Annotated in this window: 22 protein-coding genes and 1 tRNA gene; 18 read left to right on the forward strand and 5 right to left on the reverse strand. The window is 67.6% G+C overall.

Translation table 11 applies throughout. The annotated features are described in order from the left end of the window. Positions 1-8: 8 nt before the first annotated feature. Together AC1DIN_RS24005 and AC1DIN_RS24010 are read left to right on the forward strand one after the other, a co-directional pair. On the forward strand, positions 9-1064 hold the full coding sequence (locus AC1DIN_RS24005; protein ID WP_476811578.1) for a threonine aldolase family protein: 1056 nt from the start codon (positions 9-11) through the stop codon (positions 1062-1064). A gap of 92 nt (positions 1065-1156) precedes the next feature. After that, positions 1157-2116, forward strand: a complete 960-nt coding sequence (locus tag AC1DIN_RS24010; protein ID WP_476811579.1) for a hypothetical protein — start codon at positions 1157-1159, stop codon at positions 2114-2116. A gap of 221 nt (positions 2117-2337) precedes the next feature. On the opposite strand, the gene AC1DIN_RS24015 is transcribed toward AC1DIN_RS24010, so the two are convergent. Then, complete coding sequence (locus AC1DIN_RS24015) at positions 2338-2811, reverse strand: Hsp20 family protein (RefSeq protein WP_441472612.1); 474 nt, start codon at positions 2809-2811, stop codon at positions 2338-2340. Positions 2812-3020: 209 nt separating this feature from the next. On the opposite strand from AC1DIN_RS24015, the gene AC1DIN_RS24020 reads away from it, so the two are divergent. Continuing rightward, complete coding sequence (locus tag AC1DIN_RS24020; protein ID WP_476811580.1) at positions 3021-4076, forward strand: alpha/beta hydrolase; 1056 nt, start codon at positions 3021-3023, stop codon at positions 4074-4076. Here the strand turns inward: AC1DIN_RS24020 and hisN are convergent. Both hisN and AC1DIN_RS24030 read right to left on the reverse strand, forming a co-directional pair. Then, positions 3981-4763, reverse strand: a complete 783-nt coding sequence (gene hisN, locus AC1DIN_RS24025) for a histidinol-phosphatase (protein ID WP_476811581.1) — start codon at positions 4761-4763, stop codon at positions 3981-3983. The two genes, AC1DIN_RS24020 and hisN, sit on opposite strands and share 96 nt — an antisense overlap. 324 nt (positions 4764-5087) lie before the next feature. Beyond that, the gene (locus tag AC1DIN_RS24030; RefSeq protein WP_476811582.1) at positions 5088-6008 is read right to left on the reverse strand and encodes an N-formylglutamate amidohydrolase; all 921 of its coding nucleotides are present in this window, start codon (positions 6006-6008) and stop codon (positions 5088-5090) included. Between the two features lie 221 nt (positions 6009-6229). Here AC1DIN_RS24030 and cpdR point away from each other — a divergent pair, with 221 nt between their 5' ends. Both cpdR and AC1DIN_RS24040 read left to right on the forward strand, forming a co-directional pair. Continuing rightward, positions 6230-6589 (forward strand): cell cycle two-component system response regulator CpdR, encoded by a 360-nt coding sequence (gene cpdR / locus AC1DIN_RS24035; protein WP_038363805.1) that lies wholly within the window; start codon positions 6230-6232, stop codon positions 6587-6589. 121 nt (positions 6590-6710) lie between these two features. Then, positions 6711-6785, forward strand: a tRNA-Val gene (locus AC1DIN_RS24040). An 81-nt stretch (positions 6786-6866) separates the two neighbouring features. Here AC1DIN_RS24040 and AC1DIN_RS24045 read toward each other — a convergent pair. Next, positions 6867-7775: a LysR family transcriptional regulator gene (locus tag AC1DIN_RS24045; RefSeq protein WP_476811583.1), complete on the reverse strand. Its 909-nt coding sequence runs from the start codon at positions 7773-7775 to the stop codon at positions 6867-6869. 217 nt (positions 7776-7992) lie between these two features. Here AC1DIN_RS24045 and AC1DIN_RS24050 point away from each other — a divergent pair, with 217 nt between their 5' ends. The 13 genes from AC1DIN_RS24050 (at position 7993) to AC1DIN_RS24110 (ending at position 22889) form a co-directional block, all read left to right on the forward strand. Then, complete coding sequence (locus AC1DIN_RS24050) at positions 7993-8967, forward strand: dihydrodipicolinate synthase family protein (RefSeq protein WP_476811584.1); 975 nt, start codon at positions 7993-7995, stop codon at positions 8965-8967. Between the two features lie 33 nt (positions 8968-9000). Beyond that, positions 9001-9552, forward strand: a complete 552-nt coding sequence (locus tag AC1DIN_RS24055; protein ID WP_441472606.1) for a 3-hydroxyanthranilate 3,4-dioxygenase — start codon at positions 9001-9003, stop codon at positions 9550-9552. A gap of 183 nt (positions 9553-9735) precedes the next feature. Next, positions 9736-10899, forward strand: a complete 1164-nt coding sequence (locus AC1DIN_RS24060) for an ABC transporter substrate-binding protein (protein ID WP_476811620.1) — start codon at positions 9736-9738, stop codon at positions 10897-10899. Between the two features lie 242 nt (positions 10900-11141). Next, positions 11142-12056 carry a branched-chain amino acid ABC transporter permease gene (locus AC1DIN_RS24065; protein WP_441472604.1) on the forward strand — a complete coding sequence of 305 codons (915 nt, stop codon included), beginning with the start codon at positions 11142-11144 and terminating at the stop codon, positions 12054-12056. Then, positions 12049-13071, forward strand: coding sequence for a branched-chain amino acid ABC transporter permease (locus AC1DIN_RS24070; protein ID WP_476811585.1), 1023 nt, complete (start codon positions 12049-12051; stop codon positions 13069-13071). The genes AC1DIN_RS24065 and AC1DIN_RS24070 overlap by 8 nt, the downstream gene beginning before the upstream one ends. Beyond that, a complete protein-coding gene (locus AC1DIN_RS24075) occupies positions 13068-13835 on the forward strand; it encodes an ABC transporter ATP-binding protein (RefSeq protein ID WP_476811586.1) in 768 nt (255 codons plus the stop codon). The genes AC1DIN_RS24070 and AC1DIN_RS24075 overlap by 4 nt, the downstream gene beginning before the upstream one ends. After that, positions 13835-14536 carry an ABC transporter ATP-binding protein gene (locus tag AC1DIN_RS24080; RefSeq protein WP_476811587.1) on the forward strand — a complete coding sequence of 234 codons (702 nt, stop codon included), beginning with the start codon at positions 13835-13837 and terminating at the stop codon, positions 14534-14536. The genes AC1DIN_RS24075 and AC1DIN_RS24080 overlap by 1 nt, the downstream gene beginning before the upstream one ends. Next, positions 14523-15650, forward strand: coding sequence for an alpha/beta hydrolase (locus tag AC1DIN_RS24085; RefSeq protein ID WP_476811588.1), 1128 nt, complete (start codon positions 14523-14525; stop codon positions 15648-15650). The genes AC1DIN_RS24080 and AC1DIN_RS24085 overlap by 14 nt, the downstream gene beginning before the upstream one ends. Continuing rightward, positions 15647-16465: an aspartate dehydrogenase gene (locus tag AC1DIN_RS24090; protein WP_476811589.1), complete on the forward strand. Its 819-nt coding sequence runs from the start codon at positions 15647-15649 to the stop codon at positions 16463-16465. The genes AC1DIN_RS24085 and AC1DIN_RS24090 overlap by 4 nt, the downstream gene beginning before the upstream one ends. A gap of 262 nt (positions 16466-16727) precedes the next feature. Then, complete coding sequence (locus AC1DIN_RS24095; RefSeq protein ID WP_441472598.1) at positions 16728-18161, forward strand: NAD-dependent succinate-semialdehyde dehydrogenase; 1434 nt, start codon at positions 16728-16730, stop codon at positions 18159-18161. Positions 18162-18283: 122 nt separating this feature from the next. Beyond that, on the forward strand, positions 18284-19732 hold the full coding sequence (locus tag AC1DIN_RS24100; protein ID WP_476766915.1) for an efflux transporter outer membrane subunit: 1449 nt from the start codon (positions 18284-18286) through the stop codon (positions 19730-19732). Next, on the forward strand, positions 19729-20934 hold the full coding sequence (locus AC1DIN_RS24105) for an efflux RND transporter periplasmic adaptor subunit (protein WP_476811590.1): 1206 nt from the start codon (positions 19729-19731) through the stop codon (positions 20932-20934). Before AC1DIN_RS24100 ends, AC1DIN_RS24105 begins: the two co-directional genes overlap by 4 nt. Before the next feature lie 2 nt (positions 20935-20936). After that, positions 20937-22889 (forward strand): MacB family efflux pump subunit, encoded by a 1953-nt coding sequence (locus AC1DIN_RS24110; protein ID WP_476811591.1) that lies wholly within the window; start codon positions 20937-20939, stop codon positions 22887-22889. A gap of 147 nt (positions 22890-23036) precedes the next feature. Here AC1DIN_RS24110 and AC1DIN_RS24115 read toward each other — a convergent pair whose 3' ends face one another. After that, positions 23037-23936, reverse strand: coding sequence for a LysR family transcriptional regulator (locus tag AC1DIN_RS24115; protein ID WP_476811592.1), 900 nt, complete (start codon positions 23934-23936; stop codon positions 23037-23039). Between the last annotated feature and the right edge of the window lie 42 nt (positions 23937-23978).

Genomic DNA, 23978 nt, shown 5'->3' on the forward strand with positions numbered 1-23978 from the left:
CCTCGGTCATGCATTTCTTCAGCGACAACACCGCCGCCGCCAGCCCTCGCGTCATGGCCGCGCTCGCCGCCGCCAATGAGGGCAACGCCTCTCCCTATGGCAAGGACGACTGGACGCGCCGCGTCGAGGAGCGCTTCGCCGCGATCTTCGAGCGCGAGGTCTCGGTCTTCCTTGTCCTCACGGGCACGGCGGCGAATGCGCTGGCACTGGCCAGCATCGTGCGGCCCTGGGGCGCCGTCCTCACCCATGAGGAAGCCCATATCGTCGAGGACGAGTGCGGTGCCCCGGAATTCTTCAGCAATGGCGCCAAGCTCGTCGACCTGCCCGGCACCGGCGCCAAGCTGCAGCCGCAGACCGTGGCGAAGGCGCTCTCGCATCTGCGCGACGGCGATTTCCATCAGGTCCAGGCCCAGGCGCTGTCGATCACCCAGGCCACCGAATGCGGCACCGTCTATACGCCTGACGAGGTACGGGCGCTGAAGGACGCCGTCACCCCGCGCGGCCTCAAGCTGCATATGGACGGCGCGCGCTTCGCCAACGCTCTGGTCACGCTCGGCTGCACGCCCGCGGAGGTCACCTGGAAGGCCGGCGTTGACGTGCTCTCCTTCGGCGGCACCAAGAATGGCGCGCTCGCGGCCGAGGCCGTGATCTTCTTCGATCCCGGCCATGCCGAGGAGATGAAGTGGCGCCGCAAGCGCGCCGGCCAGACCCTGTCGAAGGGCCGTTTCCTTGGCGCCCAGTTCGAGGGGCTCCTCGCCGACGATCATTGGCTCGACCTCGCCCGCCATGCCAACGCCCGAGCCAGGCGCCTGGCGGATTCGGTCGCGCAAGGCAGCGAGGCGCGCCTGGCCTGGCCCTGCCAGGCGAACGAGGTCTTCATCGTGCTGCCGCCCGCCGTCCAGGAGCGGCTGAAGGCGGCCGACGTCGGCTATTATGACTGGTCGGCCCGCTCGCTGCCGCCGGAAGCGCCGCTTCGGGACGGCGAGATCGTCGGCCGCTTCGTCATGTCCTTTGCGACCGAGCCGGAGCATGTCGAGCGCCTGATCGCCGCCATCGCAGGCTGAAGAGGCGCATTTCAGCCCCGTTTCCAGCCCCATGCCTGCCGCATTCCCTAACAAGACTGCCCGCCACGAAAGCAGTCGTTAAGGAAGGTGGCATGGCAAATCGTTCGACCGCACCGGGGCGCATCGCGCTGATGGGCCTGGTCGTGGCCAGCGCCCTGGCCGGCACGGCGGGAACCGCCGGAGCCCAGTATTACTATTATGACGACGGGTACGCCCCGTATCCCGCCTATGGCTACGGCTATCGCTATGACTACCGTTACGCACCCCGCCCGCCGGCGTTGGTCCCGCGCACACCGGCGCCGGTCTCGCCTTATGCGGTCAACCGCATAGCGGCCCGCGACTACGGCCTCGTCAGGATCGACCGCTCGATCCGCCGCGACGACACCTATATCGTCGATGGCGTCACGGCTGGCGGCCAGCGCCTGCGCCTGATCCTCGATGCTTATGCCGGCGATCTGATCCGCCGCATCCCGCTGCGCGGACAGGGCGTGCCCGCGCCGGATGTCGCTCGCATCGACCCGCATCAGGGGCAGGCACCGCGCCCGCGCCTCGTGCCCCAGCCCCCCGAACGGCCGGCCGAGCTGAAGCCGCCGGCAGAAGCCAGCGCGCCCGCGACGTCCGTTCCCCCATCACCGGCGGCGCCGGCCGCACCCGAACCTGCCAAGCCCGCCGAGGCCGCCCCGGCCGAGGCCAGCGCTCCGGCCACGGCCTCGCCCCCCTCGCCCGCCGCACCGCCTGCGCCGGAGCCTGCGAAGCCCGCGGAGAGAGCGCCCGCCGAGGCCAGCGCGCCTGCGACCATCACTCCGCCGCAGCCGGCGAAGCCGGCAGAGCCTTCACCGGGCGCGACCAACCCGGAGACCGGCGCCGACAAGCCCAAGCTCGTCAACCCGGGCGATGTGCGCGGGACGGACGCGGCGGAACGCAGGCCGCCGCTGTCGACCGCAGCGCCCGCAAACCAAACGCCGTTGATCCCGCCCGTGCAGCAGATTGATCCATCGCCGTCCACGCCCAAGCCGGAGACGCCGATCGCTCCGGTCGCCCCGATGAACTGAGGGTAGCTCCCCCGAGGGGGGCGCCGTCATTCTGGACAGGCCGCGATAGCGGCGCCGATCCGGAATCCATTGGAGGGCGCCGCAGTTCTACGATGGTTTCCGGGTCTGCGCTTCGCTCCGCCGGGAAATGACGACGTGTCGTTGTCGCCTTGCTCAGCGCACCAACAAAAAAGGCTCCCGTTTCCGGGAGCCTTTCTCGTCAGCCCGTGCGGCCTTTCGCGTTACGCCGCCTTGGCGGTCTCGATCTTGGCTTCGAGAACCTTGGCGGAAGCGGCGGCGATCGGAATCTGGCGCGGCTTCTTGGCCTCGGGAATCTCGCGCACGAGATCGATATGGAGCAGGCCGTTCTCGAGGCTGGCTCCGGTCACCTGCACATAGTCGGCGAGCTGGAAGCGGCGCTCGAAGGCGCGGGCGGCGATGCCCTGATGCAGGACTTCGCGCTTCTCGGCGCTGCCGGCAATCTGCTTCTCGCCCTTGACGGTCAAGGCATTTTCCTTGGCCTCGATGGAGAGGTCAGCCTCGCCGAAACCCGCAACCGCAATCGTGATGCGGTAGCCGTTCTCGGCGGTTCGCTCGATATTGTAGGGGGGATAGCCCGGCGCGGCGTCGTTGCTCGTCGCCTGATCGAGGAGAGAGAAGAGGCGGTCGAAGCCGACGGTCGAGCGATAGAGAGGGGAAAGATCGAATTGACGCATGATATGTCCTCCGAAGAAGCGACAGTTTGGCCAGCCCGCCTCGCCTGAGCACGGGCCTGTTTCGGTTTGCGCACCCGGTTCCGGCCTGCGCATCCATGATCTGGGATGGCTTTCCCGCTTTTCAAGAGCCCCCACCAACGGGCATAAACGAAGCCCGAAAGCAGTTCGGCGACCGGCGGGGGCATGCGGTCGCGATCCGGAGTGAGCCGATGGCCGAGGCCGTTCTTTTTGCCCATCCCGGCTATCCCGTGCCGGGCCATGGCAAGGTCTGGCACGCAGCGACGCGCGACGGCGCCTCCCTGCGCTTCGCGAGCTGGCGCCCGACGGTGAAGCCGGCGCGCGGCACCGTCGTGCTCGTGCAAGGCCGCGCCGAATTCATCGAGCGCTACAGCGAAACCGCCGCCGAACTGCGCCGACGCGGCTTCCATGTGCTGACCTTCGACTGGCGCGGCCAGGGCGGCTCGCAGCGCTTCGTCCGGCGCGAGCGCAAGGGCCATGTCGGCCGCCTCAAGCATTACGAAGCCGATCTCGCTCTTGTGATGGCGGAAATGCAGGCGAAGCTTCCGCCGCCCTATTTCGTCCTCGCTCATTCGATGGGCGCGGCACTCTGCCTCGACGCCGCCCGCCATGACGCCCTGCCGGTGTCGCGCATGGTGGCGCTTGCCCCGATGCTCGGCCTCACCATGATCGCGCACCCGGCCAGGGCCAGCCGCCTGGCCAGCCTGCTCTATTGGCTCGGCTTCGGCCGCGCCTTCGTCCCGGGCGGCGGCGACACGGCCATCGCGACGAAACCCTTCGAAGGCAACCGGCTGACGAGCGACGCCGTCCGCTACGCCCGCAACAGCGCGCTCTCGTCCGAGGCTCGCCATCTCAGCATCGGCGACCCGACCATCGCCTGGGTCAGGACGGCCTTTCGCCTGATGGCACGCCTCGGCGCCCCGTCCGCCGCGCTGGAGGTGAAGGTGCCGACACTGATCATCGCCGCCGGACAGGACCCGGTGGTCTCGACGCCGGCGATCGAACGCTTCGCCGCACGTCTCAAGACCGGCTCCGCGCTGGTGCTACCGACGGCGCGACACGAGATCCTGATGGAGAACGACGCGATCCGCGCCCAGTTCTGGGCCGCCTTCGACGCCTTCATTCCCGGCGAGGGTCAGGCCGCGTCCGCGTCAGCCGGCGAGTCGCGCGAGAGCAGCCTCATGCAGCGCCTTGTTGCCGGCAGCGAGGATTCGCCCCCCGCCGGCAGCGCTGCCGCCGTCCCATGAAGTCACGATACCGCCGGCTCCCTCGATGATCGGGATCAGCGCGACGATGTCATAGGGCTTGAGGCCGCTCTCGATGACGAGATCGACATGGCCGGCCGCCAGCATGCAATAGGCGTAGCAGTCGCAGCCATAGCGCGAGAGCCGAACCTGCTTCTCGACGCGCCCGAAAGCCTTTGACTCCTCGCCCTCGAACAGCGCCGGCGAAGTCGTCATCAGCGTCGCGGCGGCGAGATCGGTGACCGGCCGCGTACGCAGCTTCCGCGGCCCGCCCGGCCCCTCATAGCGCGCCTCGCGCCCGTCGCCGGAATAGCGCTCGCCGGAGAAGGGCTGGTGCATCATGCCGTAGACCGGCACGCCCTTGCGTGTCAGGCCGATCAGCGTGCCCCAGACCGGGATGCCGGAGATGAAGGCGCGCGTGCCGTCGATCGGATCGAGGACCCAGACATAGTCGGCCTCGGTGTTTTCGCTGCCGAATTCCTCGCCGAGCACGCCATGGGCCGGAAACTGCCCCTTGATCATGTTGCGCATCACCGATTCGCCCGCGCGGTCGGCCTCCGTCACCGGGTCGAACACGCCGCCCTGCGACTTGTCCTCGGTCTGATGATGCGCCCGGAAGAACGGCAGGATCGCCCGCCCCGACTGGGTGGCCAGATCCGCGACGAAAGCGCCGAAATCGACTGCGCTCATGAAAGCTCTCCCCTTTGCTGCTCCGCAGCATCAATCTCGTAAGGCACCGGGCCACAAACTCGCATAGGTGACAAGAATCGCAAAAACACCGGCAAAAACCGCCCCCGCCATGCGCAATGCGCATGACCCCTGCGAGTTGCGTAATTTCGCTTGCGTTTTGCAGCGCACTCTCATATTGTGCACTGCGAAGGGGAGATGACATCAAACCTTCGTTGCCCTCCTTGGGCGTTTCCTCCCTAGACTTGGGCCGCCACACCAGTGTGCGGCCCTTTTTTTCTTGTCCGGCGTCGCTGTCTCGGCTGGGCCACCCTCCGGCTTTACCGCCTATTCGGCCGCCTCGCGCCAATCGTCGAGCCAACCGCTCCAGCGCGCGAAGCAATCCGCCATCGCGCTGGCGATCGCCTGCTCGATCGCGACAAAGCCCGCATGCGGCTCCAGCGTGGCCTCGTTCATGTAGAGCGCCCGGTTGACCTCGATCTGCAGGGCGTGGACCCCGGAGGCCGGCGCACCGTAGTGCTCGGTGATGAATCCGCCGGCATAAGGCCGGTTGCGGGTGACGCTGAAGCCGAGCCGGGTGAAGGCCTGCTCGGCAATGTCGGTGATGTAGCCGCCAGCGCTGGTGCCGAAGCGATCGCCCAGGATGATATCGGACTTCGACAGCCCGTCCCGGTCGAGCCCTGCGGACGGCATCGAATGCGCGTCGACCAGGATGCAGGTGCCGAACACCCCTTGGGTACGCTGGACGAGCCCGCGCAAGCCGGCATGGTAGGGCCGATAAAGGCCGTCGATCCGGGCGAGCCCCTCCGAGATCGGGATTCGCCCGAAATAGATCTCCTGCGCGTCGCCGACGATTCGGGGAATGGTGCCGAGCCCGCCTGCGACCCGCATCGAGCGCGTATTGGCGAAGGGCGGCACCCGGCCCTCGAACATACGCGGATCGAGCTCATAGGGCTCGCGGTTCACGTCGAGATAGGCGCGGGGAAACTCCGCCACCAGCAGCGGCGCGCCCAGCGCGACGCTCTGTCCGAACAGGCGGTCGACGAAAGCATCCTCCGAGCGCCTCAGGCTGCGCAGAGGCAGCCGCGCCGCATCGACGAAGCCACGCGGATAGCGCCTTCCCGCATGCGGCACATCGACCACGACCGGCACGACCTGAAGCGCCGGCTGATACAGGCTGAAAGGCCGCTCGATCTCGGTGACGACATCGTCGGGACCTGGCGGAAACGGGGCGGAGAACGCGCTCATGCCCTGTAACTGAAGCACACAAACCCGGCCGGTTGAAGCGACGTTGTGAAACCGTGGAAATCCACGATGGGATTCACCCGTTGTTTACCATGATACTGCCTTATAGAAGCGCATGGTTCCAACTGCGTGGACGGGTGAGTACCCAGCCGTTCCAGGCCCGGCGGTGGCACCGGCGCCAGACGCATCGAAACACAGGCCTCAGGGACGGACACAACAGGCCCATGACGAAGATACTGCTCGCGGAAGACGACAACGACATGCGTCGCTTCCTGGTCAAGGCCCTGCAGAATGCGGGCTACGACGTCGCTTCCTTCGACAACGGCCTGTCGGCCTATAATCGACTCCGCGAGGAGCCGTTCGAGCTGCTTTTGACCGACATCGTCATGCCGGAGATGGACGGAATCGAGCTGGCGCGCCGCGCCACCGAGCTCGATCCCGACATCAAGGTGATGTTCATCACCGGCTTCGCCGCCGTCGCGCTCAACCCCGATTCGCAGACGCCGAAGGATGCGAAGGTGCTCTCCAAGCCCTTCCATCTGCGCGAGCTCGTCAACGAAGTTGAGAAGCTGTTGGCGGCTTGAGAATTTATGCGGCAAACGCCTTGCAAGCTACGAGGCGAGCCGCTATAGCCCCCTCACCTCGCAGCGTGATCGCGGCCAACACGGCCCGGACACGCTACCGGAAGCCGCTTCTGGCGGCGACGGGCGCGTAGCTCAGCGGGAGAGCACTACGTTGACATCGTAGGGGTCACAGGTTCGATCCCTGTCGCGCCCACCATTTGATGCCCTTGTGATACAGGGACGAAAGGCCGCCTCACCGGGCGGCCTTTTTGCTTTTGCCGCTTGCGGCGCGTGGCACTCAATCCGCCTCGCTCGGCGCCAGCTGACGCACGAAGCGTCGCAGCAGCGTCTCAAAGGCTGCGAGCGCCGGTGAGACCGAACGCCCGCTCGGCCGAATCATGACGATGTCGCGTGCGATCGAAGGTTCTGCCAGAGGGCGAGCGAGCACGCCCACCGGCGCAACGGCACGCGCATAGGTCGGCAGCACCGCGATGCCGAGCCCGGCCTCGACCAGCGCCAGGGCGGTGGTGATCTGCGCCACCTCATAGGCCGGCCGCAGCGTGATCTCGGCACTCTCGTAGCCGACCTCGACCAGCAGGCGGATACCGCTGTCGCGCGTGAGCGTGATCAGTTGCTCCTCGGCCAGGTCGCGCCAGCGCACGCTCTCCTGCCCGGCGAATCGGCTGTCGCGCCCGCAGAACAGCATCAGGCTGTCGCGGGCGAGCGGCGTGCGCTCGATATTGTCCTCCAGCGCCGAGAAGGTGCCGACCCCGCAATCGGCCCGGCCGAAGCGGACGGCTTCGACGACGAGGTCGTTGCGCGCATCGATGATCGCGACCTGGAGGCCGGGATGCTTCTCGCGCAGCGCCGCGATGGTCGGAGGCATGATCACGGTCGCAAGCAGCGGTGGCACCGCCACGACGATGCGCCCGCGACGGCGCTCCGCCAGCCCGTTGGCGTTCTGCACCGCCGTGTCGAGGTCCTGCACGACCTTCAGCGCCGCGCCGTGGAACTCGCGCCCGCCCTCGGTCAGTTCGACGCGGCGTGTCGTCCGGTCGAGCACCCGGATGCCGAGCTCGCGCTCCAGCTCTCGCACCAATTGCGAGAGCGCCGGCTGCGCCATGTGCAGCCGCTCGGCCGCCTTGGTGAAGGTGCCCTGCTCGGTCACTGCGAGGAAGGCCTGGATCTGGCGCAGCGTGATCGCCATGGGTTTTCCGATTTATAAGGACAGCTTCCGAATTCATACGAATGTTACGAGTTGCCGTATACCCCGCCCCTCATGCCATCATTCCTCATCGCCCCACGGATGCGGGGCGACGCCTGGCAGGGATGTGGAAGGCGGCAGAGCGGATCGGCGGTCAAGGCCAGTCCTCGCTATCGCAGACCATCTGCCGGACCGTGCGGGAATGCGAGGGTTAGGCTTCATGAAATACGCCAAGAAGGACGCCAAGGCCTATGCCCGCGCCCATATGAAGGGCATCTGGGCGGCCGCGCTCACCCCCTTCACCGACACGCTCGCGATCGATGAGGACAGCTTCCGCCAGAACATCCGCCACTGGCTCGACGATCTCAAAATCGACGGGCTGTTCATCGCCGGCAAGCAGGGCGAGTTCTTCTCGATGTCGATCGAGGAGCGCAAGCGCAGCTTCAAGCTGGCGGTCGAGGCCAGTGCGGGGCGCGGCCAGACGATCATGTCCTGCTCCGACCAGAACATGGATGTCGTCATCGATCTGGCGAAGCATGCCCAGAAGGTTGGCGCCGATTACATCGTCGTCCACGCCCCAATCCTGCACTTCTTCAAGGCGCAGGACGAGACGGTCTACGAGTACTACCGGACCATCGCCGAGAAGGTCGATATCGGCATCGCACTCTGGAGCCACCCGGATTCGGGCTATCTGATGAGCCCGCGGCTCTGCAACCGGCTCGCCGACATCGAGAACGTCGTCGCGATCAAGTACAGCGTGCCGCGGCCGATGTATGCAGAGCTCACGCGGCTCGCCGGCGACCGCATCCTGGTCAGCACGGCGTCCGAGGAGGAATGGCTCGACAACATCCTCGAGCTCGGCTGGCAGCTCTATCTCTGTTCCTCTCCGCCCTACCTGATCCAGACGGCGAACGACCGGCGCATGCGCGACTACACCGACCTCGCCTTCCGCGGCGAGGCCGAGAAGGCCCGCGCCATCCGCGACAGCCTGAACCCGGTGCGCGAGGCGCTGCGCGGCACGCGGCCGGCCGAGAAGCCGCACGCCCACCAGAAGTACTGGCAGGAACTGCTCGGCCAGGTCGGCGGGCGCGTCAGGCCACCGATGCTGGAGCTGACCGAGGCCGAGAAGGCCGCGACGCGCGCCGCCTTCGAGAGTTCCGGCCTGGGCAAGGCCCAACTCGCGAAGGCTGGCTGATAGACATCACGAACGAGGACGGGAGTGGGAACCATGGCGACCGAAGGACGGCTCAAGGCCTTCAACTTCAAGAAATGGATCGAAGAGCATGAGCACCTGCTCAAGCCGCCGGTCGGCAACAAGAAGGTGTTCGACGACGGCCAGATGACCGTGATGGTCGTCGGCGGCCCAAACCAGCGCGCTGACTACCATGACGACCCGGTGGAAGAGTTCTTCTACCAGCTCAAGGGCGACATGATGCTGAAGCTGGTCGATAACGGGAAGCACTACGACGTGACGATCCGCGAGGGCGACGTCTTCCTGCTCCCGCCGCATGTGCGCCACTCGCCGCAGCGCCCGCAGGAAGGCTCGATCGGTCTCGTGGTTGAGCCGGCCCGTAGCCCCGACCAGGTCGACGGCTTCGAATGGTACTGCTTCGAGTGCCAGGGCCTCGTGCACCGCATCGAGCTCAAGGTGAAGGACCTCGTGAAGGACCTGCCGCCGCTCTACGAAGCCTTCTTCTCCGACGAGAAGGCGCGCACCTGCAAGCATTGCGGCGCGCTCCATCCCGGCCGCAAGCCGCCGGCCGGCTGGGTCGCGCTCTAAGAGTGCCGCACCGAAAGGCGGGCTCCCTCTCCCAGAGGAGTCCGTGCTTGGATAACGGGCAGCAGCGCCTTGCGCCCCGACTGGGGCGCGGTGATGGTGCACGAGAACACGCATAAAGCGCGGCGGCGCAGAAACGCCGCGTCGAACCATCTCAGAGGCAGAACGGAACGACTGGAGTCCATGATGAAACTGCGCGGATTGCTCTTCGGCATCGCCGCCACGCTGGCGGCGTCCACCGCACTTGCCCAGCAGCCGGTCAAGATCGGCATGATCACCACGCTTTCGGGTCCCGGCGGCTATCTCGGCCAGGACATCCGCGACGCCTTCAAGCTTGCCATCGACATGGAGGGCGGCAAGCTCGGCGGCGTGCCGGTCGAGCTCGTCGTCGAGGATGACGCGCTCAAGCCCGGCCAGGGCAAGCAGATCGCCGAGAAGATGCTGAAGACCGACGGCATCAAGATCATGACCGGCATCGTCTTCTCGAACGTCGCCGGCGCCACCGTGCCGGATATCGTCGATTCCGGCGCGCTCTATGTCAGCCCCAACGCCGCGCCGTCGAACTTCGCCGGCAAGGAGTGCAACGAGAACTACTTCGTCGTCGCCTGGCAGAACGACAGCCTGCACGAGAGCGCCGGGCAATACGCCACCAATCTCGGCTACAAGAAGGCCTTCATCCTCGCCCCGAACTACCAGGCCGGCAAGGACGCGCTCACCGGCTTCAAGCGCCTGTTCAAGGGCGATGTCGTCGGCGAGGTCTATACCCGCCTCGACCAGACCGACTTCGCCCCCGAGATGGCGCAGATCCGCTCCGCCAATCCCGACGTCGTCTTCCAGTTCCATCCGGGCGGCCTCGGCATCGCCTTCCTGCGCCAGTACCAGCAGGCCGGCCTGCTCGGAAAGGTGCCGATGGTGCTCGCCGAGCCCTCGCTCGACGCCACCACGTTGAAGGCCGTCGGCGACGCCGCGCTCGGCCTCAGCGTCACCGCGCACTGGAACACGGACTTCGACAACGCCGCCAACAAGAAGTTCGTGGAGGCCTGGACCAAGGCCTACAACCGGGTGCCGACCTACTATGCCAGCCAGGGTTACGACACCGCGCTCGCCATCGCCTCCGCCCTGAAGGCGACCGGCGGCAAGGCCGATGTGCCCGCGCTGCGCAAGGCGCTCGCCAAGGCGGATTTCCAGTCGGTGCGTGGGTCGTTCAAGTTCGGCCCGAACCAGCACCCGGTGCAGGATTGGTATTCGCTCAGGGTCGAGAAGGCCGCCGACGGCACGCCGGTGTTGAAGACGACCGGCAAGGTGCTGAGCAACCACAGCGACGTCTACGCCAAGGACTGCAAGCTCTAAGCCGGCTTGCATCTGTTCGCAGTCAAGCGCGCTACGCTCCCGTCATGGTCGGGCTTGTCCCGACCATCCACGTCTTCCGTCATCGAGACCGGTGTTCAAGACATGGATGCTCGCCACAAGGGCGAGCATGACGAAACTGGAATGACGCCGGCCGTCCTGGGCTTCTGGTTCTTCGCCGACGCGAAGCTCCGAAGTGATGGCAGCGTTTCGATCCGCCCCAGAGGATTCCGGCTTCAGTCACAATGACGCTCGTTCTCGAACAATTGCTCAACGGCCTGCAGTTCGGCGTGATGCTGTTCCTGCTCGCGGCAGGGCTGACGCTGATCTTCGGCATCATGGGCGTGATCAACCTCGCCCATGGCTCGCTCTACATGGTCGGCGCCTATGCCGCCGCCTTCGCAGCCGCGCAGACCGGCTCCTTCCTGCTCGCGGTGATCGCGGGGCTCGCCGCCGCCGCTATCGTGGGCATGGTGATGGAGGTGGTGGTGCTGCGAAGGCTCTATGCGCGGGACCATCTCGACCAGGTGCTGGCCACCTTCGCGCTGATTCTGATCTTCAACCAGAGCGTGACGATCCTGTTCGGGCGCCAGCCGCTCTTCGTCTCGGTACCATCAGCGCTGAACGGCTCGGTGCAACTCCTGCCCGGCCTGACCTATCCCGTCTACCGCCTCGCCATCATCGCTGTCGGCCTGCTCGTCGCGCTCGGCCTCTACCTCCTGATCAACCGCACGCGCATCGGCATGCTCGTGCGCGCCGGCGCCACCCATCGCGAGATGGTCCGCGCGCTCGGCGTCGATATCCGCCTGCTCTACACCGCCGTCTTCGGGCTCGGCGCCCTGCTCGCGGGCCTCGCCGGCCTGATGGCAGGGCCGATCCTCGCCGTGCAGGTCGGCATGGGCGAGCAGATCCTGATCATGACCTTCGTCGTGGTGGTGATCGGCGGCGTCGGCTCGATCCGCGGCGCCTTCTTCGGCGCGCTGATCGTCGGCCTCGTCGATACATCCTTGCGCGCCTTCGCGCCCGGCCTGCTGCGCCATGTCATGACGGGGTCCGAGGCCGATGCGCTCGGCGCCGGCCTCGCCTCGATGGGCATCTACCTGTTGATGGCGATCGTGCTGCTGGTGCGGCCCAAGGGACTGTTCCCCGCCCATGTCTGAGAACGCCATCATCCGCACCGATGCCGCGACGCCCGCGCTGGGCCGCACCATCGCCCTGCTGGCGCTCGCCGTCGCGCTGATCGCTCTGCCCTTCCTCGTCAAGGCGATTGGCCAGCCCGCTCTGGTGCCCTTGGCAACCCGCGTCCTGATCTACGCCATCGCCGCCGCCAGCCTCAATCTTGCGCTCGGTTTCGGAGGGATGGTCTCGTTCGGCCACGCCGCCTTCTTCGGTATCGGGGGCTATGCGGTCGGCATCCTCTACCGGACGATGATGGACGACGCGCTCTTCCTCGGCTTTATCCCTGGCACCGACCAGTTGCTGATCACGCTACCGGCCGCGATCCTCGTCGCCGGCCTGTTCGCCTGCGTCATCGGCGCACTCTCGCTGCGCACCAGCGGCGTGCAGTTCATCATGATCACCCTCGCCTTCGCGCAGATGCTGTTCTTCCTCTTCGTCTCGCTCAAGGCCTATGGCGGCGACGACGGCATGACGATCCGCCGCCGCAACGCGCTGTTCGACCTCAACACCCGCGACGACGTGACCTTCTATTTCATCTGCCTCGCCATCGCCGCGCTGGTCTTCCTGGCGCTCTGGCGCATCGTCGGCTCGCGCTTCGGCATGGTGCTGGCCGGCATCCGCCAGAACGAGCGGCGCATGGCGGCGATCGGCATCGCGCCCTATCGCTACAAGCTCGCCGCCTTCGTCATTTCCGGCATGGGCGCCGGGCTCGCGGGCGCGCTGATGGCGAACTACCTGCGCTTCGTCAGCCCGGACATGCTGCACTGGACCAAATCCGGCGAGCTGATGATCATGGTCATCCTCGGCGGCGTCGGCACCTTGCTCGGCCCGCTCTTGGGCGCCGCCGCGCTCGTCATCCTCGAGACCGTGCTGACCGGCTGGACCGAGCATTGGCAGCTCGTGCTGGGACCGATCCTGCTCCTTGTCGTGCTCTTCACGCAGGGCGGGCTCAATGGGCTGCTCTCACGCCTCGGCTTCGGCAGGAGCGCGCCATGACCGAACTCGCCACGACGCAACCGCTCCTTTCCGTTCGCGGCCTGCGCAAGCGCTTCGGGGGGCTCATTGCGACCGACGGCGTCGATCTCGATGTCCGCGACGGCGAGATCCATGCGCTGATCGGCCCCAACGGCGCCGGCAAGACGACGCTGTTGACCCAGCTCTTCGGCGAACTGACACATGACGAGGGCGCGATCAGGCTGTCCGGCGACGAGATCGGCGCCCTGTCGACGCCGCAGCGCGTCGAGCGCGGCCTCGCCCGCACCTTCCAGATCAACCAGCTGCTGCCGGATTTCACGATGCTCGACAATGTCGCGCTCGCCGTGCAGGCGCATGAGGGCCACAGCTTTCGCTTCTTCGGCAATGCCAGGCGCGACGAAACCCTGCGCAGCCGCGCGCGGCAGTACCTCGCGACCGCAGGCCTGAGCCACCGCGCCGAGGTCAAGGTCGCCGATCTCTCCCATGGCGAGCAGAAGCAATTGGAATTCGCGATCGCGCTCGCCTGCGAGCCGCGCCTTCTGCTGCTCGACGAGCCGATGGCGGGACTAGGCCATGCAGAGAGCGAACAGATGGTCGCGATGCTCTCCGCCTTGAAGGGCCGCGTCACCATGCTGCTGGTCGAGCACGACATGGATGCCGTCTTCGCGCTGGCCGACCGCATCTCCGTCCTCGTCTATGGCCGCGTCATCGCCACCGGCACGGCAGATGAAATCCGCAACAATCCGGAGGTGCGCACCGCCTATCTCGGCGAGGGAGACGCCTGATGCTGAGCGTGCGCAACCTGCAATCGGCCTATGGCAGGAGCCAGGTGCTGTTCGATGTCGCGCTCGATATCGCCGAGGGCGAGGTCGTGACGCTGCTAGGCCGCAACGGCATGGGCAAGACCACGACGATCCGCTCGATCATGGGGCTGCTCGCGCCCAAGGCCGGCGACATTCGCTTCGAGAGCCGGGACGTCCGCGGCATCGCGCCCGAGAAGATCGCGCGCTGCGGCATCGGCCTCGTGCCCGAGGGCCGGCAGGTCTTTCCGACGCTCTCCGTCCGCGAAAACCTCGTCGCCACCGCCTCGAACCGGCTGAAGCGCTCTTCGCCCTGGACGCTGGAACGGGTCTATGCCCTCTTCCCGCGCCTGCAGGAACGCGCCGGCCAATCGGCCCGCACCCTCTCGGGCGGCGAGCAGCAGATGCTCGCGGTCGGCCGCGCGCTGATGACCAATCCGAAGCTCCTGATCCTCGACGAGGCGACCGAAGGCCTGGCGCCGGTGATCCGCGCCGAGATCTGGAGCTGCATCGAGGCGCTGAAGGCGCAAGGGCAGTCGATCCTGCTGATCGACAAGAACATCAACGTGCTCAAGCGCATCGCCGACCGGCACTACATCATCGAGAAGGGCCGCACGGTCTGGTCGGGCTCCAGCACCGACCTCGCGGCCAATGCGGAACTGGTGCATCGCTATGTCGGCGTCTGAAACGGACCTCCCCGAAATCACCGCGCATAGCAGCGAGCGCTATCCGGTCGAGGCCCTGCGGGACGCGCTGAGCGATATCCTCGCCGGTCTCGTCGCGGCCGGTTGCGGCCCGCATCATCTCAAGGAGATGATCTGGGAAACCGATCGGCCCGAAGCCTTCCACCTCACCCGTCATAGCGTCGAACTGGCCTATCGCGAGGTCTTCGCCGGCTTCCATCCGCCGATCCGCCTCGCGCCGAGGAGCGAAGCCGGCCTGACCATCCGCGCCCGTCATGCGGCAGCGCAGCCACTGCCCGATAAGCTGGTCGACGGCTACAGCTTGCGCGAGCTCGGCAGGCAGTACAGCCCGCGCCTGCAGGCCGACATGAAGGCGCTATTCCGGCAATGGAGCCGCGACGGCGAGGCCTTCCGCGCCCGCCATGCTGGCTTCGATCTCGCCTATGGTCCCGGCCGCTTCGAGAAGCTCGACCTCTACCGCCCGGCAGGCGCCGGACGCGCGCCGATTTTCGTCTTCATCCATGGCGGCTACTGGCAGGCTTCCGACAAGGTCCAGCACGCCCAGTTCGCCCAAGGCCTGCTCGACGCAGGCTATGCCGTCGCCATGCCGAACTACGGGTTGGCGCCGGATACGCCATTGGAAACCAGCATCGCCCAGAGTGTCGCGGCCCTGAACTTCCTCGTCCGCGAAGCCGATGCGCTCGGCCTCGATGCCAGCAGCCTGCACATCTCCGGCCATTCCGCCGGCGGGCACCTGGCGGCGATGGCGCTCCTCGCCCAGGACGCACCGCCCATCGCCTCGGCACTGCTGCTCTCCGGCCTCTACGACCTGAAGCCGCTCGGCCACCTGCCGCTCGGTCGCCTGCTCGGCCTCGACGATGGGGCACGTGCGACCCGGCTCAGCCCGATTGTCCGGCCCCGACCGCAGTCGACACGGCTCGCTTTCGCGGTCGGCGAAGGCGAGAGCGACGCCTTCAAGGCGCAATCCACCGCGCTCGCTGCGACATGGCAGGCGCCGGCACCGCTGATCTGCCCCGGCCATCATTTCAGCATGCTGGAAGGGCTGACCGGGAGCGCCCTGCTCGATCTCGCCTTGCGAACGGCTGAAGGCTCATGACCAAGCATCCCGCCAGGCCGCTGCGCCTCGCCCTGATCGGCTGGGGCGCCATCAACCGCCGTGTCGCGGAATTGCTCTCGGAACGGGCCAGCGCCGATATCGCCATCGTCGCCATCGGCGTCCGCAACGCCATTGCAGCCAGCGACATCCCGGCCGGCGCGACGCTGATCACGGCACCCGATGAACTGGCCGGGCTCGACCTCGATCTCGTCGTCGAAGCCGCCGGGCGCGAGGCGGTCGGCATCTGGGGCGAGGCGGCGCTCGGCCATGCGCCCGCCTTCGCGGTCGCCTCGACCAGCGCCTTCTGCGACACCGCCCTGCTCGACCGGCTCGTCGCCACGGCTGAAAGCCATGGCAGCCAGATCCTGATCCCGCCCGGCGCGCTCGCCGGCATCGACGGCATCGCCGCCGCCTCGCTCCTGCCGCTCGACGAGGTCGTCCATCGCATCGTCAAGCCACCGTCCGCCTGGCGCGGCACCGCTGCCGAGAGCCTAGTGGCGCTCGATACACTGACAGAGGCCACCGCCTTCTTCGCTGGCACCGCCCGCGAGGCGGCCTCACGCTTCCCGCAGAACGCCAATGTCGCGGTGATTTCCGCTCTCGCCGGCATCGGGCTCGACCGCACCCGCGTCGAGCTCGTCGCCGACCCCGCAGCCGGCGGCAACGGCCACCAGCTCAGCGCGCGCGGCGCCTTCGGCAAGCTCGACATCGCCATCGAGAACCGCCCGCTCGCCACGAACCCGAAATCCTCGGAGATGACGGCGCTCGGGCTTGTGAGGTTGATCGAGAACCGTGTGCGGACGCTGGTGCGCTGAACGACCCCCTACACGTCATGCCCGGGCTTGACCCGGGCATCTCGGAAACCAGCGGCTTCTCGTCATGAGATTCTCGGGTCTGCGCTGCGCTTCGCCCGAGAATGACGCTCGCTAGCAAGCGCGCACCATTCATAATCAGATCGATCTGAATTTATCTGATTTAGCCGACTGGATCACAGAATGACCCGCCACCTATGGTCCTTCTGAAGCCGGCGGAACCGCCGCGCAGAGACCGCTGAACGCATCGCCAGCCGAGGCTTCCATGACGACCTATCCCGATCTCAAGCTCTATATCGGCGGCGCCTGGCGGAAGACGGCGGAGGAGCAGCCCGTGCTCAACCCGGCCGACGAAAGCGTCATCGGCGCGGTGCCGCTCGCCTCGCAGGCCGATCTCGACGATGCGCTTGCCGCCGCCGCCGAGGGCTTCAAGGTCTGGAGCCGCATGGCCCCGCGCATCCGCGGCGAGATCATGCTCAAGGCCGCAGCGCTGATGCGCGAGCGCGTCGAGGAGATCGCCCATTCGATCACGCTGGAGCACGGCAAGCCGCTGGCGCAGGCGCGGCTCGAAGTGGTCAGAGGCTGCGAGTTCTTCGAGTGGGACGCGGCGGAGGGCCAGCGCGCCTATGGCCGCGTCGTGCCCAGCGAACCCGGCATCCGATATGTCGTGATCCACCAGCCGGTCGGGACGGTCGCGGCCTTCTCGCCCTGGAACTTCCCGATGAGCCAGCCCTGCCGCAAGATCGCGGGCGCGCTCGCGGCCGGCTGCTCGATCATCATCAAGGCCGCCGAGGAAACCCCCGCCGGCGCCCTCCATATCGCGCGTGCCCTGCATGATGCCGGCGTCCCCCCCGGCGTGTTCAATCTCGTCTTCGGCGTGCCCGCCAAAATCTCGAGCTATCTCATCCCGCAGGCACAGACGCGCCTCGTCGCCTTCACCGGCTCGACGGCCGTCGGAAAGCACCTGTCCGAGCTGGCGGCGCGGCATATGACGCCGGTCCTGATGGAACTCGGCGGCCACGCCCCGGTCATCGTCTGCGACGATGTCGATCCCGTCGCCGCAGCTCATCTCTCCGCCACCCGCAAGGTCCGCAACGCCGGACAGGTCTGCACCTCGCCGACCCGCTTCTTCGTGCAGCAGGACATCTACGAGCGCTTCACCAAGGCTTTCGTCGAAAAGGCCAAGGCCGTGGCGGTCGGCAACGGCCTCGACGCGGGGACCGAGATGGGCCCCGTCGCCAATCATCGCCGCATCGAGGCGCTGGAAGCATTGGCCGCCGATGCGCGGGCCCGTGGCGGGCGCGTGCTGACGGGCGGAGAGCGCCTCGGCAATCGCGGCTATTTCTTCCCGCCCACCGTCCTCACCGAATTGCCGGACGACGCCCGCGCCATGCGCGAGGAACCCTTCGGTCCGATGGCGATCATCAACCCCGTCCGCACGGTCGAGGAAGCCATCGAGAAGGCCAATTCCCTGCCCTTCGGCCTCGCTGCCTACGGCTTCACGCACTCAGCGGCGCGGGCCGACCAGCTCGCGGACGGCATCGAGGCCGGCAATGTCTCGATCAACACGCTGGAGGCCTCCGTCGCCGAGGTGCCCTTCGGCGGCGTCAAGGACAGCGGCTATGGCCGCGAGGGCGGCGCCGAGGGGCTGGCCCACTACATGACGGTCAAGACATTGTCGCACCGCATCGTCATCTAGCCGCGATGCTGCGGGCGGCCCAAACGGCAACCCTGTGGGCAGGATTGCCATAGGGACGAAATATTGCGCATGGGCGGGGTGAATGGGTGGCGGCCTCGGGTTTTCCCGTCATTCTGGCCGCAATGATTCGCTCCGCTGCACCGTTGATACTGGCGCTGGCTCTCGGTGCCTGTGCCGTGGGGCCGGACTACACGCCGCCCGCACTCGAGCTGCCACAACGCTGGAGCGCGGCGAATGGCGGGCCGAAGGCGGCGAAGCCGAGCGAATGGTGGCGCACCCTGCGCGATCCGACGCTAAATGCGCTGGTCGAGCAGGCCATTGCCGGCAATCTCGACGTTGCCCAGGCCAAGGCCCGCATCCGCGAAGCCCGCGCCACGCGCGAGCAGGCGGTCGGCGCGCTCTTTCCGCAAGTCGACGGCAACGCCTCGGCCACGCGCTCGCGTGTGGCCGGCGTAACGCGCAACGGCTTCCGCGCCGGCTTCGATGCCTCCTGGGAGATCGACCTCTTCGGCGCGCAGAGCCGCGCCGTCGAGGCCGCGACCTATGGCACGGACGCAGCCTTCGACGATCTCGACGCAGCGATGCTGACGCTGATCGGCGATGTCGCGTCGACCTATGTCGAGGCACGCGGCCTGCAGGCGCGCATCGCGCTGGCCCGCAGCACGGCAAGGACGCAGCGCGAGACGGAGGCGCTGACCCGCACCCGCTTCCGCGCCGGCGATATCTCTGCCATCGACACCGCCCGCGCCACCGCGCAGGCCGCAAGCACGGAATCGCAGATCCCCTTGCTCGAAACCGCGCTCGCCCAGAACCAACATCGTCTCGCCGTGTTAATTGGCCGCCCGCCGGCAGCGACAGCGCCCTATTTTGCGCGCGCAGCCGCAGTCCCCGCGACACCCGCCCCGCCGCGCACCGGCATCCCCGCCGACGTCCTGCGCCGCCGCCCCGACGTTCGCTCGGCCGAGCGCCTGCTCGCCCAGGCGACGGCGCGGATCGGCCAGGCGGAGGCCAACCGCTATCCCTCGGTCTCGCTGACCGGCACCATCTCGACCGCAGCGCTCAAGCTCGGCGACCTTGCCAAGAACAGCGCGATCGGCTGGTCGATCGGGCCCAGCCTCAGCGTGCCGATCTTCAACGGCGGCGAGCTGGCGGCGGCCGTCGATGCGGCCAGAGCCCAGCGTGACAGAAATGACGCGGCGTTCAGGCTGACGGTGCTGACCGCGCTGCAGGACGTCGAGGACAGCCTGGTGGGCTTGCGGCAGGAGCGGATCAGGCTCGGAAGTCTCTCGGAAGCCGCGCAGGCCTCGACCCAGGCCGCGCAGCTCTCGCGCGCGCTCTACACCTCCGGCAATGCGAGCTTCCTCGACGTGCTCGAGGCGCAGCGCACGCAGTTCGGCGCCGAGGAGGCGCTGATTCAGAGCCGGGTCACGCTCGCGACACAGTTCATCGCTCTCAACAAGGCGCTCGGCGGCGGCTGGCTCAGGCCCGTCGAGGTCTCGGCGCCGGCGGTGATCGACGGCGAGACCGGGCCGCGCCTGCGCCTCGTTCCCATAGAGGAGCCGCAACCATGAGGCTGCGCCGCCTCCTTCTCCCCACGCTGATCGTCGCGGCTGTCGGCGGCTACTATCTCTGGCAGGCGCGGCAGCCTGCGCCGGCGGAGACCGTCAACTTGCCGAGCGTCGAGGCGACGATGGGCAATGTCGAGGAAGCCGTGCTCGCCTCCGGCGCGCTCGAGCCGGTCCGGCAGGTCAGCGTCGGCGCGCAGACCACCGGCCGCGTGATTTCGCTCAAGGCCAGGCTCGGCGACAGCGTGAAAGCGGGCGATCTCATCGCCGAGATCGACAGCATCACCCAGCAGAATGCGCTGCGTTCGGCCGAAGCCGATCTTGCGGCGCTCAAGGCCCAGCGCGCCGAGCGCCTCGCCAGCCTTGCCTATGCCGAGGCCGTGCTCGCCCGCCAGAAGCAGATGGTCGGCCAGAACGCCGTATCGCGCGACGCCTACGAGAATGCGCAGATGACCGTCTCGACCACGCAGGCGCAGATCGAGGCACTCGATGCCCAGATCATGTCGAGCCAGGTCAAGGTCGAGACCGCCCGCGCCAATCTCGGCTACACCCGCATCACCGCGCCCAGCGCCGGCACCGTGCTCGCCGTGATCGCGCAGGAAGGCCAGACGGTGAATGCCGTCCAGTCGGCCCCGACCATCGTCGTGCTCGGCGACGTCTCGACCATGACGGTCAAGGCCAAGATCTCGGAAGCGGACGTGCTCCGGGTGAAGACCGGACAGGAGGTCTATTTCAGCGTGCTCGGCGCGCCCGAACAACGTTTCCCCGGCAAGATCTCCTTCGTCGAGCCCGCACCCGACACGCTGAAGACGCAGAACATGACCAGCTCGGCCACCACGAGCAGCAGTTCCTCGGCCTCCAGCACCAGCGCGGTCTACTACAACGCCTGGTTCGAGGTGCCGAATCCCGAGGGCCGCCTGCTGACCTCGATGACCGCGCAGGTCACGGTGATCGTCGGCCGCGCCCAGAACGTCGTCACCGTGCCCTCGACCGCGATCCGCCGCCGCGGCCCCAACGCCTCCGTCGAGGTGCTCGGCGACGACGGCAAGGTGGAGCAGCGCAAGGTCACGGTCGGTCTCGACAACAAGATCGTCGCCGAGATCACCTCGGGCCTGAAGGCAGGCGAACGCGTCGTCACCACCCGCAGCGGCGGCGGCGCGGACGCGACCCGACCGACGCGCCGGTCCCGCTCTCCGTTCGGTTTCTGACCGTGGGCGTGCCGCTCATCCGTCTGGCGGGTGTCCGACGCGATTTCGGCACGGGCGAGGCGACCGTCGCCGCGCTCGACGGGGCCGATCTCGTGATCGAGGCCGGCGAGATGGTCGCGATCGTCGGCCAGTCCGGTTCCGGCAAGTCGACCCTGATGAACATCATCGGCTGCCTCGACCGGCCGACCGGCGGCAGCTACGAGATCGACGGCCGCCCGACGCGCGACCTGGACCCGGACGAACTCGCCCGGCTCCGGCGCGAATATTTCGGCTTCGTCTTTCAGCGCTATCACCTGCTCTCCGAGCTGACGGCGCTCGCCAATGTCGAGGTCCCCGCGATCTATGCCGGCATTCCGCCGGCACCGCGCGAGAGCCGCGCCACGATGCTGCTGGACCGGCTCGGCCTCGGCAGCCGCAAGACGCACCGGCCGTCCGAGCTTTCCGGCGGTCAGCAGCAGCGCGTCTCCGTCGCACGCGCCCTGATGAACGGCGCCCGCGTCCTCCTCGCCGACGAGCCGACCGGCGCGCTCGACCGCAAGAGCGGAGAGGAAATGCTCGCGCTGATCGAGGAGCTCAACCGCGAAGGCCACACCGTCATTCTCGTCACCCACGACATGAATGTCGCGAACCGCGCCCATCGCATCATCGAGCTCAGCGATGGCAGGATTGTCGCCGACCGGCGCACCGCGCCGCGCTCGGAAAAGGTGCCCCCGCCCTCTCCCGTTCCGCCGCCGGCAGGACGGCTGCGCGCCGGCTTCGGCCGGCTGAGGGAGGCGTTCGGCATGGCGGTCCGCGCCATGGCCGCCCACAAGCTGCGCACCACCTTGACCATGCTCGGCATCGTCATCGGCATCGCCGCCGTGGTCAGCGTCGTCGCGCTCGGCGAGGGCGCCAAGCGCAACGTGCTGCAGAACATCTCCGGCCTCGGCACCAACACGCTTGAGATCTTTCCCGGCACCGGCTTCGGCGATCTGCGCTCGGGCCGGGTGAAGACGCTGACCGTGCTCGACGCGCAGGTCCTGGCCGGCCAACCCTATGCGGCGAGCGTGACGCCGACGGTGACGACGAGCGCGACGATTCGCTTCGGCAATGTCGAGGCGACGGCGCAGGTCAACGGCGTCAGCGAGCGCTATTTCGACGTGCGCGGCAGCGTGCTGACGCGCGGCTCCTTCTTCGACGCCTCCGACGTCCGCACGCTGGCGCAGGACGTCGTGATCGACGAGAATGCGCTGGGCGTGCTCTTCCCGCAGGGGCAGGCGAACCCGATCGGCACGGTGATCCTGGTCGGTTCGGTGCCCTGCCGCATCGTCGGCGTGATCCGCCAGCAGCAGGGCGGCTTCGGCGGCAGCCAGAACCCGCAGGTCTTCCTGCCCTATACCACCGTGCAGGGCCGCTTTCTCGGCGATCTCTCGCTGCGCAGCATCACGCTGCGCGTCGACGACGAGACGCCGATGGCCGCGGCGCAGGAAGCCGTGACCGAGCTGCTGACCCATCGCCACCGGGCCAAGGACTTCTTCATCCTGAACCAGGACGAGATCCGCAACACCATCACCAGCGCCACCGCGACGATGACGCTGATGATCTCCTCGATCGCGGTGATCTCGCTTCTCGTCGGTGGCATCGGCGTGATGAACATCATGCTGGTCTCGGTAATCGAGCGCACCAGCGAGATCGGCCTGCGCATGGCGGTCGGCGCGCGCCGCAGCGACATTCTGCAGCAATTCCTGATCGAGGCCTCGCTCGTCTGCTTCATCGGCGGCGCGCTCGGCATCGGGATGGCGCTCGCCATCGGCTTCGCCTTCGAGGCTTCTGGCTCGCAGGTCAGCTTCATCTATTCGGGCGAGGCCTTCGCCGCAGCGATCGCCTGCTCGACGCTGATCGGCCTGACCTTCGGCTTCCTGCCGGCCCGCAACGCCGCGAGCCTCGACCCGGTGGTGGCGCTGGCGCGAGACTGAGCACGCTGATTTTTGGACGGGAGCACCCGTCATTGCGAGCAAAGCGAAGCAATCCAGGGCGGCAGGGCTCCACGTCCCCCTGGATTGCTTCGTCGCTGACGCTCTTCGCAATGACGGACCGACGGCTCAGCCAGATCAAAAACTGCCCTAGGCCTTCCGCCCGCGCCGCGCGGGAATCTCCGGCAACAGGCGGCTCGTACCGGACAGGATGCTGGCAGAGAGCGCCCGTGCCGCCTCCTGATGCGACTGCCCGCCGATGACGACGAACTCGATCGTCCCGAGCTTGGGCAGCGCCTCGCGCGGCTCGACCTCGGCAAGGCCGGACGGGATCAACCGGGCCGAATGGGCGGTGATGCCGAGCCCCGCCACCGTCGCGGCACGCAATCCGGCAAGGCTGCCGCTGGTGCAGGCGACGCGCCAGCGCCGTCCCGCCTGCTCCAGCGTCTCGATCGCATGGACGCGCGTGATGCTCGGCGGCGGATAGAGCACGAGCGGCACCTCCCGCTGTTCCGCCAGCCGCGCTCCCGGGCGCCCGACCCAGACAAGCCGCTCCTGCCAGGCGACCTCGCCGCGCTCGTCCCCCTTGCGGCGCTTGGCGAAGATCAGGTCGAGATCGCCGGCATCATACTGCTCATAGAGCAGGCCGCTGAGCCCGACCGTCAGTTCCAGGTCGACCGCGTGATGCTGCATGGCGAAGTCGGCCAGGATGTCCGGCAGCGCCGTGTAGGCGAAATCCTCCGAGACCCCGAGCCTGAGCCGCCCACGCAAGGTCGAACCCTCGAGGTAGCGCTCGATCCGCCGACCAGCGTCGAGCGCCTCCCGCGCGAAGGGCAGGATGGCGTCGCCGTCCGGTGTCGGGCGCACCTCATGCGTGTCGCGCTCCAGCAAGCGTCGCCCGACACGCTTCTCCAGCCGCGCGACATGCTGGCTGACCGAGGACTGGCGCAGGCCGAGCTGGCGCGCGGCTTCGGTGAAGCTCAGCGTCTCGCAGACCTTGAGGAAGCTCTGCAGGAGGACGGGATCGAGCGGCTTCTTGTCCAGTTCCATGCCAATCACGATCCATGATGAGCGATATCATGTCCAGTCCGG

The organism is Allobosea sp. 05T438 (assembly GCF_056396025.1).

Coding starts and splice junctions, on each gene's coding strand:
- AC1DIN_RS24005 (WP_476811578.1), top strand. CDS start 9: ATGCATTTCTTCAGCGACAACACCGCCGCCGCCAGCCCTCGCGTCATG.
- AC1DIN_RS24010 (WP_476811579.1), top strand. CDS start 1,157: ATGGCAAATCGTTCGACCGCACCGGGGCGCATCGCGCTGATGGGCCTG.
- AC1DIN_RS24015 (WP_441472612.1), bottom strand. CDS start 2,811: ATGCGTCAATTCGATCTTTCCCCTCTCTATCGCTCGACCGTCGGCTTC.
- AC1DIN_RS24020 (WP_476811580.1), top strand. CDS start 3,021: ATGGCCGAGGCCGTTCTTTTTGCCCATCCCGGCTATCCCGTGCCGGGC.
- hisN (WP_476811581.1), bottom strand. CDS start 4,763: ATGAGCGCAGTCGATTTCGGCGCTTTCGTCGCGGATCTGGCCACCCAG.
- AC1DIN_RS24030 (WP_476811582.1), bottom strand. CDS start 6,008: ATGAGCGCGTTCTCCGCCCCGTTTCCGCCAGGTCCCGACGATGTCGTC.
- cpdR (WP_038363805.1), top strand. CDS start 6,230: ATGACGAAGATACTGCTCGCGGAAGACGACAACGACATGCGTCGCTTC.
- AC1DIN_RS24045 (WP_476811583.1), bottom strand. CDS start 7,775: ATGGCGATCACGCTGCGCCAGATCCAGGCCTTCCTCGCAGTGACCGAG.
- AC1DIN_RS24050 (WP_476811584.1), top strand. CDS start 7,993: ATGAAATACGCCAAGAAGGACGCCAAGGCCTATGCCCGCGCCCATATG.
- AC1DIN_RS24055 (WP_441472606.1), top strand. CDS start 9,001: ATGGCGACCGAAGGACGGCTCAAGGCCTTCAACTTCAAGAAATGGATC.
- AC1DIN_RS24060 (WP_476811620.1), top strand. CDS start 9,736: ATGAAACTGCGCGGATTGCTCTTCGGCATCGCCGCCACGCTGGCGGCG.
- AC1DIN_RS24065 (WP_441472604.1), top strand. CDS start 11,142: ATGACGCTCGTTCTCGAACAATTGCTCAACGGCCTGCAGTTCGGCGTG.
- AC1DIN_RS24070 (WP_476811585.1), top strand. CDS start 12,049: ATGTCTGAGAACGCCATCATCCGCACCGATGCCGCGACGCCCGCGCTG.
- AC1DIN_RS24075 (WP_476811586.1), top strand. CDS start 13,068: ATGACCGAACTCGCCACGACGCAACCGCTCCTTTCCGTTCGCGGCCTG.
- AC1DIN_RS24080 (WP_476811587.1), top strand. CDS start 13,835: ATGCTGAGCGTGCGCAACCTGCAATCGGCCTATGGCAGGAGCCAGGTG.
- AC1DIN_RS24085 (WP_476811588.1), top strand. CDS start 14,523: ATGTCGGCGTCTGAAACGGACCTCCCCGAAATCACCGCGCATAGCAGC.
- AC1DIN_RS24090 (WP_476811589.1), top strand. CDS start 15,647: ATGACCAAGCATCCCGCCAGGCCGCTGCGCCTCGCCCTGATCGGCTGG.
- AC1DIN_RS24095 (WP_441472598.1), top strand. CDS start 16,728: ATGACGACCTATCCCGATCTCAAGCTCTATATCGGCGGCGCCTGGCGG.
- AC1DIN_RS24100 (WP_476766915.1), top strand. CDS start 18,284: ATGATTCGCTCCGCTGCACCGTTGATACTGGCGCTGGCTCTCGGTGCC.
- AC1DIN_RS24105 (WP_476811590.1), top strand. CDS start 19,729: ATGAGGCTGCGCCGCCTCCTTCTCCCCACGCTGATCGTCGCGGCTGTC.
- AC1DIN_RS24115 (WP_476811592.1), bottom strand. CDS start 23,936: ATGGAACTGGACAAGAAGCCGCTCGATCCCGTCCTCCTGCAGAGCTTC.